Source organism: Actinomadura sp. DC4, assembly GCF_030406325.1.
GTDB lineage: Bacteria > Actinomycetota > Actinomycetes > Streptosporangiales > Streptosporangiaceae > Actinoallomurus.
In genome coordinates, this window is the sequence record NZ_JAUEQY010000002.1 from 437,423 (window position 1) to 450,178 (window position 12,756).

At 64.2% G+C, this 12,756-nt stretch carries 11 protein-coding genes; 8 read left to right on the plus strand and 3 right to left on the minus strand.

What is annotated here, in order from left to right; translation table 11 throughout:
* The first annotated feature begins 49 nt into the window (after positions 1 to 49).
* The 3 genes from QWU11_RS04685 to QWU11_RS04695 all read left to right on the plus strand — a co-directional run bounded on the left by QWU11_RS04685 (position 50) and on the right by QWU11_RS04695 (position 1,652).
* On the plus strand, positions 50 to 289 hold the full coding sequence (locus QWU11_RS04685) for a hypothetical protein (RefSeq protein WP_290103741.1): 240 nt from the start codon (positions 50 to 52) through the stop codon (positions 287 to 289).
* Between the two features lie 18 nt (positions 290 to 307).
* Positions 308 to 877 (plus strand): DUF6879 family protein, encoded by a 570-nt coding sequence (locus tag QWU11_RS04690; RefSeq protein ID WP_290103742.1) that lies wholly within the window; start codon positions 308 to 310, stop codon positions 875 to 877.
* A 139-nt stretch (positions 878 to 1,016) separates the two neighbouring features.
* The gene (locus QWU11_RS04695; protein WP_290103743.1) at positions 1,017 to 1,652 is read left to right on the plus strand and encodes a DUF6082 family protein; all 636 of its coding nucleotides are present in this window, start codon (positions 1,017 to 1,019) and stop codon (positions 1,650 to 1,652) included.
* 65 nt (positions 1,653 to 1,717) lie between these two features.
* Here the strand turns inward: QWU11_RS04695 and QWU11_RS04700 are convergent, their stop codons facing one another.
* A complete protein-coding gene (locus tag QWU11_RS04700; RefSeq protein WP_290103744.1) occupies positions 1,718 to 2,185 on the minus strand; it encodes an ATP-binding protein in 468 nt (155 codons plus the stop codon).
* A 227-nt stretch (positions 2,186 to 2,412) separates the two neighbouring features.
* Here QWU11_RS04700 and QWU11_RS04705 point away from each other — a divergent pair, with 227 nt between their 5' ends.
* Both QWU11_RS04705 and QWU11_RS47200 read left to right on the plus strand, forming a co-directional pair.
* The gene (locus tag QWU11_RS04705) at positions 2,413 to 3,294 is read left to right on the plus strand and encodes a helix-turn-helix transcriptional regulator (protein WP_290103745.1); all 882 of its coding nucleotides are present in this window, start codon (positions 2,413 to 2,415) and stop codon (positions 3,292 to 3,294) included.
* On the plus strand, positions 3,291 to 3,416 hold the full coding sequence (locus QWU11_RS47200) for a DUF397 domain-containing protein (protein ID WP_354670800.1): 126 nt from the start codon (positions 3,291 to 3,293) through the stop codon (positions 3,414 to 3,416). Before QWU11_RS04705 ends, QWU11_RS47200 begins: the two co-directional genes overlap by 4 nt.
* 36 nt (positions 3,417 to 3,452) lie before the next feature.
* On the opposite strand, the gene QWU11_RS04710 is transcribed toward QWU11_RS47200, so the two are convergent.
* Positions 3,453 to 4,574 (minus strand): restriction endonuclease subunit S, encoded by a 1,122-nt coding sequence (locus QWU11_RS04710; protein WP_290103746.1) that lies wholly within the window; start codon positions 4,572 to 4,574, stop codon positions 3,453 to 3,455.
* Positions 4,567 to 6,999, minus strand: a complete 2,433-nt coding sequence (locus tag QWU11_RS04715) for a class I SAM-dependent DNA methyltransferase (RefSeq protein ID WP_290103747.1) — start codon at positions 6,997 to 6,999, stop codon at positions 4,567 to 4,569. The genes QWU11_RS04710 and QWU11_RS04715 overlap by 8 nt, the downstream gene beginning before the upstream one ends.
* Before the next feature lie 267 nt (positions 7,000 to 7,266).
* Between QWU11_RS04715 and QWU11_RS04720 the strand changes: the two genes are divergently transcribed.
* From QWU11_RS04720 to QWU11_RS04730, 3 genes are all read left to right on the plus strand, one after another.
* Positions 7,267 to 9,372, plus strand: coding sequence for a UvrD-helicase domain-containing protein (locus QWU11_RS04720; RefSeq protein ID WP_290103748.1), 2,106 nt, complete (start codon positions 7,267 to 7,269; stop codon positions 9,370 to 9,372).
* A 14-nt stretch (positions 9,373 to 9,386) separates the two neighbouring features.
* The gene (locus tag QWU11_RS04725; protein WP_290103749.1) at positions 9,387 to 11,324 is read left to right on the plus strand and encodes an AAA family ATPase; all 1,938 of its coding nucleotides are present in this window, start codon (positions 9,387 to 9,389) and stop codon (positions 11,322 to 11,324) included.
* 82 nt (positions 11,325 to 11,406) lie between these two features.
* Positions 11,407 to 12,642: a hypothetical protein gene (locus QWU11_RS04730; RefSeq protein WP_290103750.1), complete on the plus strand. Its 1,236-nt coding sequence runs from the start codon at positions 11,407 to 11,409 to the stop codon at positions 12,640 to 12,642.
* Positions 12,643 to 12,756 lie beyond the last annotated feature (114 nt).

A 12,756-nucleotide genomic window follows, 5' to 3' on the forward strand; every position in this document is an offset into this window, starting at 1 on the left:
CGTCTACGCTCTCGGTTATCCCGTAACTACTCCCACCGAGGAGTGCAGCATGAAGGCAGTTCGTCGCCTCGGCAAGACTCCGGCCGAGCTTGGTAACACCACGGGCGTCAGTGGTTCACCTGACATCTTGGAGCTGGACGACGGCGCTTTCGCAGTGATCGGCGTCGACATCACCGATCAGGTCCAGGATCTTGGTTCGTTCAGCGCGCGCTGTGCTTCGAACGAACGCGTGGTGAGAATCCCGCGCAACACTCTTACAGCGGCCAAAAACGACATTCCGGAAGGCTAAATGTATCCACCGGAATGGATGCTTTCGGCCAGCACGCGGCTGGATCTTGCCAAGTTCGGGGCCGCGTTCGCGACGGCTTGGTCGAGGATCGAGTCAGGCTTCCTGAAGCTCGAATGCTGGCAGGCGTACCGAGAGTCGGAGGCGAGCCAGTCACAGGCGGCCTACGAACGCGGTGACATCGAGACCGCCCGTCGGCTCCTTCAGCGCGAGGCGGAGGCCGACCGGTCGCTGTATGAGGAGGTCGATCGACGACGCCTCGAATACGCACGGGTTCGCCTCGTGCAGGAACCGTTGAGCAGCTACCTCGGGTACGAGCTGCTGAGCTACCGGATCCGCGCTGACATGGGCGAGAGGATCGAGGTCGTCCGCTGCGATCCGGCTCTGCGCCTGCCAGACGAACGGCACTTCGATTTTCTCCTGTTCGACAGGCATACCGCACTCATACACGACTATGGCGCAGGCGACGTCGGCCTGCAGACCGGCGGCTGGCTCACGCACGACCGGGACGCCATCGCCGGCTTGGAGGGGACGATCTCGAAGCTCCGCCGCAGCGCCGTACCTCTCCAGCAGTACCTGGTGAACACATAGCTCGATCCATTTGCGCCGTCATCGCCGACCTCGGTCATCCGCAGCCCGATGACCACGCTTGGGTGACTGTTATGGTCTTGCAGTGAGTCGCCGGGAGTCGAGGCCCGTAGCCATCGGTGTCGCCCTGGTAGTCGGCTTGATGCTGGTGACCGCCGGCGTGGCCGTCCCCGTCGTCCTGCTCTTGCGTGTCGACGACGCGGCGCTGAGCCGGTGGTCCCAGGTAGGACAGGCGCTCGAGCCGGTCGGCGTGTTCTTCTCAGGCGTGGCCTTCATCGGGATCGCCCTGACGCTCTTCCTCCAGTCGCGCGAACTCCAGAACCAGCGAGAAGAGCTGACCATCACCAGAGAAGAGCAGCAACGAAACAGCGAGGTCGCGCTGCGGCAGTTGCACACCGATCTCATCAAGATGGCCATCAGCGACCGCGAGCTACGTGAGGTCTGGCCGCCGATCGCACCAGGCATCGCCGAAACCAAGAAAGATCACTACTGCAACCTCATCCTCAATCTCCAGAAAGTCGCGTACGAGGCACACACGATCGAACTGGCCGAGCTGCGCGGTGCACTCCGTTATCTGATGGCCAGCCGCGACATGTACCGCTTCTGGACGAAGGCCCGCAGCGCACGTGGCGCGATCACCACCGGCGACGAGGCCGAGTACTTCTTCACCGCCGAGGTCGACAAAGCCTTTGCTGACGCCACGCCGCCGAAGGCGGCGGGATTGAGTCACACACTGAGGCACGTAATCGGCGAGTGGAGCTCGCGCCGACTCAGGTAAAGCGGACGGGACCTTCCGGGTCACGATCAGTGGGTCGCACCCGCGACCTCGCTCCCGCCAGGCGGTCACTCGTGCTCAGGGCTGAAGCCGGACAGCCGGACGACGCCGGTCAGCTCGGTGGGGAAGACGGCGGTGACCGTACGGCCACCGGCGTTGCCGTGCCAGCCCCAGCTCGTCGCGAGCAGGGAGACGGTACGCAGGCCGCGGCCTGACTCGGCGAGTTCGTCGGCGTCCGTGGGGGCCGGTTCGGTCGCACAGCCCTGGTCGGTGACCATGACCGCGACCTCGGCGTACCCACGGCGTACCCCGACGGCGAACGTACCGCCGGCCTGACCGGATCTGGTGTGCCGGAGCGCGTTGACCACGAGCTCGTCGACCGCGAGGAGGACGTCGTCAACGATCGGGCAGCCGTGCAGCAGGATCGCCACGAACCGGCGCACGACCGACGCCTGCTCTGGGCAACCGGGGAAGGCGCGGCCCCAGCGGAAGACGTCCACGGGCGCGTCGGGGCGGGTGGCCAAGAGAATCGACATAAGACACCTCGAAAGTGCTTTGGGCTTCGAACCGTGCGTTTCGCGACCAGGTCATCACACCCATGATTACACTGTGCAATCGTCCGTGTACTGCTCTTGTCGGCCCGATGCGGCCATCGGTTCACATTCGCACGGGCAGGCCTTGAACGTTCACATCACGTGCGTGCGATAGTCGAAGAACGGAGAATGGACGTGCAGCACCTGAACAGTTCTTTGGACGATCAGCGATGACCAGCCCGTTCGTACGCCGCCGCAGGCTCGCCATCGAGCTAAGGACGCTTCGCGAGGAGGCCGGCATGACCACGGATCGGCTCGCCAAGCTGATCCACCAGTCACGCATGAAGATCAGCCGCCTGGAGAACGCCCACATCCGCCCCGACCTCGCCGAGGTCATGAAGATCCTCGACATCCTCGGCGCGAAGGGCGAACGCTGGCACGACATCGTCCGCATCGCCCGCGACGCAGCAGAAAAAGGCTGGTGGGACGCCTACGGCGACGCCATGGGCCCCCGCCAACGCCTCTACGCCGATTTAGAGTCCGGCGCCAAGACCATCCGCGCCTACAATCAGACCGCAATTCCTGGTCTTCTTCAGACACCGGAATTCGTATGGGCGCTCATCGAACTAAACAAAAGTGAGGGTCCGATCGACTATCGTCCGGAACGCATGGCGGAAGCTCGCGTTCAGCGGCAACGGACTCTTGCCGCGCCTGGCGGCCCCACATACGAAGTCGTCCTCGACGAGTTCGTCCTGCGCCGCCTCGCCGTTCATCCTGTGGTGATGGAAAAACAGCTCAGACACTTGATCGACGTAGTCTCGCAAGAGCCAAGACTAACCGTGCACGTACTACCCATCGATGCAGCTCTCTTCGGTGGCTTGCTACCGAAGTCGTCCTTCACGCTATACACATTCCCCGACCCCGAGGATCCACCTATGGCCGTAACCGATACGGTCAATGCCGACCTTGTCTACACCGAACCAGATGCGGTATCACGATACGCCGGACACTACGCGCGTCTTGAATCTGCATCACTCTCTCCTGCGGCCAGCCTCTCTCTTCTGAGCAAGATCGCAGATCAACTAGCCAATAAGGCGGGACATTACAAATGATCGGGATATGCAAATATTGGCGCAAGTCTAGCCACAGCGACCCAAACGGAGAGTGCATAGAAATAACCATTATCCAGACCGACTACCCTAAGAAAGAAAGCGGGCTGATCGAACCCTGCTGAAGCACCGTCAACTGATCGCCAGTTCTGCAGCACGAATTAATCAGGCAGCCGAACGTTCCCACTCAACAAATCCTCCATAAGTCCTTGCCTGAGAAGGAGGAGCTTTTCTAGCTGCCGCTTTTCGCTTCGAATCAGCGCGTTTCCATGATCGACGAGTCGAACAATTCGGTCCTGTTCGAAGAGATCCGGGATAGCCACCTTTAGCAAACGGACACTACTTGCGCTGATCTTCACCATACTTTCGGAGGTCCCCTGCGCTACGGCTTGAATCTGCCGCCGAACAGAGGAGCTCTGGAGTGTAATTTCCAGGAAATCCGCACGACACCAAGCGTTTGGCTTGAGTCGCATCATGAGATCCGGATAAATACAAGGCACACCTATTTCGCGGTAACACCCGGCAAGGCCGACCAAATCCCGAGTGTTGGCTCGACTTATTAGCAGATCACCGTCTTCTAGTATAGCCTGCCTGTTCGATACGCTCCAAGAAGGAACATTTTTAAGCTGACGCGGCTCGAAACCGGACTCCGTCAAACATCCCAACCCGATAGCAACGAGCCCGGTCCACTCATCAACCTCCTTCGGCGAAAAACCATTACGAGGACCACAAGCCAGGTAGTCCATCAAGGATCGACAGGAGCCTTGGATTTGATTCAGCAGATACGATTGGATGCCTTTCTGCCTCAAGCTCAGCTTAGCTATGACACGCTCGGACCTACCGATCTGATCATCGATCGTGTCGAGAATCTCCGCGAGCCTCCGCTGCTCCGCTACGGAAACCGGGTAGACCACCTTCAGCGAAGCAACGGCGCTCTGAGTCAGCAGCGGCTGCGCCTGTCGAGTGGCCAGTTTTCGCGGATCAGTATAGACAAGTAGGTGCCACAAGAAGTTAATATCGACAATCGACTCGCGCGGAAGAACTGTCAACACGTTATCTGACGCCCAGCATGGCTCGTCGGAATAATTTACAGCGCCGGCCGCGCCGACGCGTCCGACAAGATAACCCGGACCGAAGTTTGACGTACTTGTGCTGCCGATACGACCGTTGGCCCCCATGACGGGTATGTCACCATAATTCGAGCCTACTGGGACACTTCCCGCCTTGATAACCGTCAACTCAGCAAGAGAGCTTCTTACCCAGCCAGAGGGCAGCTCAGGCATAGCCAAGCTCCTCAAGGTATGTATTCAGTCGAGACTCCGCTGCGTCACGTTGAACCTTGATATCGCGCAGCGTGATAGCGTATTTATCGGCCCAGGTTCGAAAGCCGTTGATTACGACGTGTCGGCCGGAAAGAAGGCAGGCATCCAGACGGCACTGCAGGTCGCCCTTGAGTATATGGAGTACGAAGTCGTCCGTGCCACCTTCAGCAAGTTTGCGGTGGACCGCACGACCGAGGCGCCCAACGAAGGCGGCCTCCAGTGCGCGGACCTCGCGTTTCGCTGTGGTCAGCTTTGCTTTGAGCCTCTTTAGCTCTGCCGGGCTGGGTACGTTCTCGGCTTCTTCTTCGCCGTCTTCGTCGCGCGGTGCCATCGCGGCCTTCACTTCGGCGCCGAGTGCGGTGTGATGGGCCTCGGCCTCCTCAAGCTCGGCCAGGTAATCTGGGATCAGGACGGGCACGATGCGGTGGTCGCGGGCATTGCGCTTCGCCGCCGCCAGGCGTTGCGTGTCTCTGGCATCGTTCGCATCATCGGTAAAGGCCGATTCGATCGTCGACAGCCAGCCTCGGACGACGCCGCTGAACTGGTGGTATGACAGGGTGCGGATGTCGTACTGGACGCTGCCCCACCAGCTCGCGATGACGCCGGCGAGCTGGAAGCGGTCCAAAGTGCCCAGCGGCTCCAGCTCAGCGACGAACGATTCCAGCAGTTCGGCGCGGGTTGCCATGACGCGTCTGGTGTCCGGTAGCTCGCGGATGCGTTTCGAGTGGCGGTTCCACCACTCGTTGAATGCCTCGCGCAGGCGTTCCTCGGCAGGCTCGGTCAGCGACGGGATGCGTTCGGCCGTTCGCTCCCAGCCTTCCGGTAGGAAGTCGTAGTAGTCCGCGTCGCGCTCGGCGAACAGGGAGTGCGCGTCCACGCCGTAGGCGGCGAACAGCGCCTCCTTGTCACGGACCTCTGACTTGGGCACGCCGCCGTGCAGGTGGGCGCGTACGTCCTGGGGCTCGGGTGGCGGGGTGTTGTCGACGTAGCGGCGGATGTTGAGGTTGAAGTCGTTCTCAGCCAGCTCGCCGACGTCGACGACGCGGGCGAAGGCGTCGATGTCCTCGTACGCGCGGTACGCGGCGACGATCTTCTCGGCGTGCTCGGGGTCGAGGTAGTTCTGCGCACGGCCGGCCGTGAACTCGCGGTCGGCGTTGATGAACAGGACCTTGCCGCGTCGCTCGGCCGGGCGCGGGGCCGTGCCGCGCAGCACCAGGATGCAGGCGGGGATGCTGGTGCCGTAGAACAGGTTGGACGCGAGGCCGATCACCGCTTCGAGGCGGTCGTCCTCGATGATGCCCTGGCGGATCTGCTTCTCCGCGCCGCCGCGGAACAGCACGCCGTGCGGCATGACGGTCGCGCCGATGCCGTCGCGGGCCAGCACGGCGAGGATGTGCTGGGCGAACATCAGGTCGGCCTTCTTGCCGCTCTCCGGCGCCCAGCCGTACTCGAACCGCTCCGGGAAGGCCATGCCGTCAGGCGTGTAGTTCTGGGAGAATGGCGGATTGGTCAGCACCCGGTCGAAGCGCATCAGCTCGCCGCCCTCAAGGTGCTTGGGACTGGTGAGGGTGTCGTCGTTCTCCAGTACGGCGTTGCCGACGCCGTGGAGGATCATGTTCATCTTTGAGATCGCCCAAGTGCCGCCGTTGTACTCCTGGCCGAACAGCGACAGGCTGCGGGCGTCGTCGCCGTGCTCCTCGACGTACTCCTTGGCGAGGATGAGCATGCCCCCTGACCCCGAGCACGGGTCGTACACGCGCATGTCGGCGTGCGGCTCGACGATGCGCACCATCATGCGCACCACGCCACGCGGCGTGTAGAACTCGCCGCCCTTCTTGCCGGCCGAGTCGGCGAACTCCCCGATCAGATACTCGTACGCGGCGCCGAGCAGGTCGGGGAACTCGAAGTCTTCGTTGCGCAGGCGGTAACGGCCGAAGTGGTCGACGAGCTCCTGGAGCTTCTTGTCCGACAGCGACGTCTGGCCGACCTTACGGGTGAAGCTGATGTGCTGGAGCACGCCGTCGAGCGCCGGGGTGTTGCCCTCTTCGAGCGCGGCGAGGGCGCGGTTGAGCATGTCGCCGACGCCCTTCTTGCGCGACGCGTCCTTGATGGACGGCCAGCGGGCCTCGTCGGGGACGTAGAAGTCACCTTCGCGATAGAAGTGCCGCATCTCGGCCAGGTTCTCGGCCTGCTCGCGTGCCTTGCCCTTCGCGACCTGGTCGTCGATGAGCCGCTCGCGGACGGCTTCGAACTGGTCGGAGCACCGCTTGAGGAACAGCATGCCAAAGATGTATTCCTTGAACTCCGACGCGTCCATCTTGCCGCGGAGGATGTCCGCCGCCCCGAAAAGATGCGCCTCAAGCTGCGGCAATGTCAGCTTCGCCACGTAGTGACCTCTCCCCGCTCGTCCGTCGCCGAGAAGACTAGTGTCGGCGGCCGACGTTTCCCCGCAAACCACGCCAGCGGCCCGTACTCGGAGTCACCAGTCTGCCCGCGCTCCGGCTCTCCTACGGCCGGTTCGCCTCTTCGCGTAGGCAACCGACACTGGACAGAACCGCACCGTAACGCTGCACGCAAGTGACGTACGCATTAACATTCCGGCATCCCGGGCAATCCAGCATCCCAGGCGTCACCGCCGGAGAGGAAGCCGTACGTGGCACAGCTCGCGATCGCCAAGGAGTTCCTCGCCGAGTACGCGAAGCTGGAGAAGCCCGTGCAGCGCGCGGTGCAGGAGGCGATCGAGAAGTTCGGTCGGCACACCCACGCCGGCCTGCACCTCGAACCCGTCACCCATGCCCGCGACCCCCGCATACGTACGATCCGCATCGCCAAGTTCTGGCGCGGCGTCGTGCTCGCTCCCGAGACCGGCGACCTGTACTGCCTGCTGCGCGTCCTGCCACACGACGACGCGTACGCCTTCGCGATGAGTCGCCGGTTCACCGTCAACCAGACCCTGGGTGTGCTGGAGAGCCGCGACGAGTCGCAGCTGGAGACGCTCGAGCCGACCCTGCGCAAGGCGGCCGAGATCGCGCCGGCGCGGCTGTTCGACGGCTTCAAGGACCCCGACCTCAAGCGGCTCGGCATCGACGAGCAGGTTCTGCCGATCATCCGGTTGCTCACCCGCGAGGCCCATCTTGAGGCGCTGCAACACCTGCTGCCGACGCTGCAGTACGACGCGCTGCTGGCGCTCGCCTCGGGGATGAGCATCGAGGAGGCATGGGCCGAGATCAGCAAGAGCCTCGTCGACAGCACCCCGCCCGAGCGGGTCGACCCTGACGACCTCGGCTCCGCCATCGCGCGTACGCCGGACCAAGTGACGTTCGTCGAGGGGCCGGATGAGCTCACCAAGATGCTCGACCACCCCTTCGACGTCTGGCGGGTCTTCCTGCACCCGATGCAGCAGAAGATCGCCCGTCGCGAGTCCTACAGCGGGCCGGCGATGGTCAGCGGAGGGGCCGGCACGGGAAAGACGGTGACGGCGCTCCATCGCGCCGCGCACCTCGCCGACCGCCGAATCGCCGAGCCCGGCGCGTCGATCCTGCTCACCACGTACACGACGAGTCTCGCGCACGCGCTCGAACAGCAGCTCACCCTGCTCATCGACGATCCCGAGCTCCGCGACCGCGTTGAGGTGCGCAATCTCGACAAGGTCGCGGCACAGATCGTTCGCCAGGCGATCGGCCGTCAGCCCACGCTGGTCGCCGCACCGCGGCTGCGCGACTCTTGGGAAACCGCCTCCAGAAAGCTGCGCCTCGACCACAGTGGGCGGTTTCTGGTGGACGAGTGGGAGCAGGTGATCCTCGCCCAAGGCCTTACCACTGAAGAGGCGTACCTGGCCTGCAGCCGCGCAGGTCGGCGGGAACGCCTCGGCGCAGCCGGACGCCACGCCGTGTGGCAGGCGATCACCACGCTGACGGAGCGCATGCGAGAGGCCGACGAGTGGTCGTTCCTGCAGCTCGTGGACGAGGCCGCGCGCGTCCTTACGGATAGCGGCGGGCACTTGTACCGGCACGTGATCGTTGACGAGGCACAGGACCTGCATCCCGTCCAGTGGCGGCTGCTGCGTGCCCTCGTACCGCGTGGACCCGACGACCTGTTCCTCGTCGGTGACCCGCACCAGCGCATTTATGGTCACCGGGTGTCGCTCGCCCGCCTGGGCATCGACGTACGCGGGCGCAGCCGCCGGCTCACGGTCAGCTACCGCACCACGCAGGAGATCCTCACCTGGGCCGTGCACGTGCTCGGTTTGACGCCGGCCGCCGGCTTGGACGACGAACCCGACGGCCTCGAAGGCTACGGATCGCCCATGCACGGCCGCCGTCCCGCCGTACGCCGGTTCCCCGATCGGGAGGCCGAGATCGACGCGCTGGTCGCCCAGGTCCGGGCCTGGTTGAACGACGGTGTGGAGGCGAGGGCCATCGGCATCGCGGCACGTGTCAACACCCTCGTGAAGCAGGTCAAGGACGCGCTGAGTCGAGTGGGAATCACCGCAGTGTCCACGCAGGCCACCGGCGAAGGTGTACGAGTCGCGACCATGCACGCCATGAAAGGCCTGGAGTTCCGTTGCATCGCCGTCACCGGCGTCGACGAGGAGATCGTTCCCCTGCCGTATGCCGTCACTCCGGCCGAAGACGACCGTGCCGCTCATGAGGAAGACCTGCAACGTGAGCGTTGCCTGCTCTTCGTCGCCTGCACGCGGGCGCGTGACCGCCTGTACGTCACCCACTCCGGCGCACCGAGCCCCTTCCTGCCGCGCTGACCGAGGAGTCCCCGATGCAACCCCTGCGCGTACGCGTTCGGAACATACGAGGCGCCGGCGACGTGGAGCTTCACGTACGGCCGTTAAACGCGCTCATCGGCCCCAACAACGCCGGCAAGTCCACGTTGCTCGATGCCATCCGGCTCTTCTACGACACGCTGCGCTGGGATGCCGCGCGTGATCGCCCCTGGGACTGCGATCCCCAGGAACCATCCTGGGTGGAGATCACTTACCGGCTGACCGATGAGGAGATCGAACACCTCGAGGTCGGACAGCTGACCGGTAATCGGCTCGACATACGCCGATACTTCTCCGGTGAGCGGAACGGCAAGTACTACTTCACTCCCGCCGAAGGCGACGAGACATGGACCGGCTGGCCAGAGGTCGCCGGACGGCTCGGTCAGTGCGTCTATGTGCCGGCCATGTCGCCGGTACACGATCAGACCTCGCTCAACGGGCCGTCACCGCTGCGTGATGTGATGCTCCTCGCCTTCTCCGACCGGGGCGTCGACGGCGCTCTCGCCGCGAGCAGCCAAGCGCTGCAGAGCACCCGGCACCTGATGAAGACCGGACCGGTGGCTGACCTGGAGAAGGCCCTGGGGGAGGCGCTACGGCCCTGGGGACTGACCGCGAGAATCGGCATCGGAGGGTTGACGAACGAGTTCATCATCAACCATCTGGTCGATCTGACGATCGAGCAGGAGGGCACCGAGCGCCCGATGGAGACTCAGGGCTCCGGGGTCCAGCGGTCGCTTGTCGCGGCATTGATCCAGGCGGCCGCCCAGCTCCGCAACGACGCCGACGAGAACGCGTTCCGCTGGATCCTGTTCGAGGAGCCGGAGGCGTACCTACATCCGGCTCAGGTCGCCCGGCTCACCCAGGACCTCGCCAAGATCGCGTCAGTCGGCAACGCCACAGTGACGATCACGACCCACGATCCCACCACGTTGTCCGCCGGCGAGACGCCCCTGGAAGGTCTGGTGCGCGTCCACCGCTGGGGCACCCGAACCAGGGCGATCTCTCCAGATCCGGAGACCGTCGGCAAGGTCCTCGAGGCGATCCACCTCCGGTCCGCTTACGCCCAGTCCGCGAACCACTGCTTCAAGAGGAAGCGGATGACGCCCGCCGGGGAGGAGCACTCTCGCCTCCTGTACGACCTTGACGCGCGGCGCTCCGCCGCCTTCTTCGCCGACCAGGTCATCGTGGTCGAAGGGCACAGCGACGCAGTCCTCTTCGAGTGGCTCGGCCGGCGTGGTCACCTCGCGTTCATCGGGCCGAACGTCGGTGTCCTCGACGCGGGCGGCAAGTACGAGCTGCACCGTGCGGTGTCGATCCTGACGCTCTTCCAGATCCCGCATGTGGTCGTCTGGGACGAGGACGCTGCAATGCGTGTTTCCGGTTCCTGGGAGCAGTACCAGCAGAAATGCCGTGATGACGCTGCTCTGGAGGCACTGCGAGCCGCCGCCGAAACGCTGGATGTCAGTGAGACGCCCGCCCCGGCAGACGAACCGGCTCCCGCCGAGGATGACCCGCTCGCCTACGAGGTCCCGTACTCCTACCAAGTGGAGCTGAATGGTCGAGCCTCCACCCGAAACACGAACCCGGCTCTGCTCGGCGGCGTACGGCTGAGCGGCACGATCGAAAAGTGGCTCGGCATCGACCAAGAGGGCGAGGGCGCGTGGAAGGCCAGCAATCTGGCAACCGCTCTGGGAGACGCGTTCACCGACCCGGCATCGGCCGTTCGCGAGCGCGTGCTCTCCCTGATAGGTCTGATCGCCGATCTCTTCGACGGGCACGATGTTTCCCACTATGCCGATCACGCCGACTTCGCGCATTGCCTCATCGAACGGCGATTCGCGCCGCCCACGGTCGACTTTGCAGCCGAAGCGGCCCGGCCGGCGCCCGACGCCTGCACCTGCCGACCGCAGTGGCAGCGGTCCGTTCCCCACTGAGCATCCCAAGCCTGGCTACGCCTGAGCTCTCACCCGCCCCATCCATCGCAGGGCCCTCCCTGCCCACACCCCAGGAGCAACGATGGACAGCGAGATTCAGCTGATCAGTGACGGCGATGGCCTGGCCGTCATCGGGAGTCCGACGGATGTCGAACGCTTCCTCGTCTCTGAGGGACTGCCGTCGAAGGACCTGGGGCTGCAACGGTTCACGCCTGCTGCCCTCGGTGCCGCGGCCGAAGCCGCACAGGCAGGTTCTGAGATCGCCGTCCACTCAGGTCGCTGGGTGAAGATGAGCAAGGAGTCAGCGCAGCTTGTCAACAAGCACGGGCTGAGGACGAGCTCGAAGACAGGTCTCAGCTCAGGTGTGCTGAAAGGAAAAAATGGCCAGATCAAGGGCTTCGTCGAATTCACGAAGGGGCCTGGATCACTTCTGACCAACCCGGCCCTTCTGGCCGGTGCCGCAGGGATCATGGCGCAGCTTGCGATGCAGCAGACCATGGACGAGATCACCGATTATCTCGCCACGATCGACGAGAAAGTCGACGACGTGCTCCGCGCCCAGAAGGACGCTGTGTTGGCGGACATGATCGGCGTGGACTTCGTCATCGAGGAGGCCATGACCGTCCGAGAGCATGTGGGCCGGGTCTCCGAGGTCACATGGTCGAAGGTCCAGGCCACATCGATGACCATCGCGCGGACCCAGGCGTACGCATTGCGGCAGCTCGACGCACTCGCGGAGAAGGTGGAGCACAAAGCCAGGATCGGTGATCTCGCCAAGGCGTCCAAGGAAGCCGAGTCCAAGGTTCAGGAGTGGCTCGCCGTTCTGGCTCGCTGTACCCAGCTGCAGGATGCGATCGCGGTGCTGGAACTCGACCGCGTGCTGGACGCGTCTCCGGAGGAGCTTGACCGGCATCGCCTCGCGCTGAGGGCTGCCCGGCAGAACCGGCTGGAACGCATCTCACAGTGCACTGAGCATCTGATGGCCCGCATGAATGCGGCCGCCGGCACGGCCAACACCAAGGTGCTGCTGCACCCGACCGTGTGCCGGACCGTGGTCCATTCGAGCAACCATGTTGCGACCGCCGTCGTCGACTTTCAAGGGCGGCTCGGGATCGAGCGCGATCGACAGTCATTGGAGGCGAGACGATGGGCGGACGCGGCTGCGGAGGCAAGAGACAAGGTTCTCGAAACAGGAACAGCGGGCGTCGATGCCGCCAAGCACGTCGGTAACGAAACCCTGGGCCGGGCCAAATCGGTGACGGACAAGCTTTCCAGCGGGATCGCTGAGCGAGCGCGCCGCCGGCACGGCGACGACTGAGTGAGCGGCGACCGTCAGGCCATGTGGACTCTCTGGTCGGGCTGGACCAGAGAGCCTCTCGGGCTAGGAGTCCGCCCCAATGCCAAGACGCGGCCGCGTCGGGTCGAAGGCGGC

Coding starts and splice junctions, on each gene's coding strand:
- QWU11_RS04685 (WP_290103741.1), top strand. CDS start 50: ATGAAGGCAGTTCGTCGCCTCGGCAAGACTCCGGCCGAGCTTGGTAAC.
- QWU11_RS04690 (WP_290103742.1), top strand. CDS start 308: ATGCTTTCGGCCAGCACGCGGCTGGATCTTGCCAAGTTCGGGGCCGCG.
- QWU11_RS04695 (WP_290103743.1), top strand. CDS start 1,017: ATGCTGGTGACCGCCGGCGTGGCCGTCCCCGTCGTCCTGCTCTTGCGT.
- QWU11_RS04700 (WP_290103744.1), bottom strand. CDS start 2,185: ATGTCGATTCTCTTGGCCACCCGCCCCGACGCGCCCGTGGACGTCTTC.
- QWU11_RS04705 (WP_290103745.1), top strand. CDS start 2,413: ATGACCAGCCCGTTCGTACGCCGCCGCAGGCTCGCCATCGAGCTAAGG.
- QWU11_RS47200 (WP_354670800.1), top strand. CDS start 3,291: ATGATCGGGATATGCAAATATTGGCGCAAGTCTAGCCACAGCGACCCA.
- QWU11_RS04710 (WP_290103746.1), bottom strand. CDS start 4,574: ATGCCTGAGCTGCCCTCTGGCTGGGTAAGAAGCTCTCTTGCTGAGTTG.
- QWU11_RS04725 (WP_290103749.1), top strand. CDS start 9,387: ATGCAACCCCTGCGCGTACGCGTTCGGAACATACGAGGCGCCGGCGAC.
- QWU11_RS04730 (WP_290103750.1), top strand. CDS start 11,407: ATGGACAGCGAGATTCAGCTGATCAGTGACGGCGATGGCCTGGCCGTC.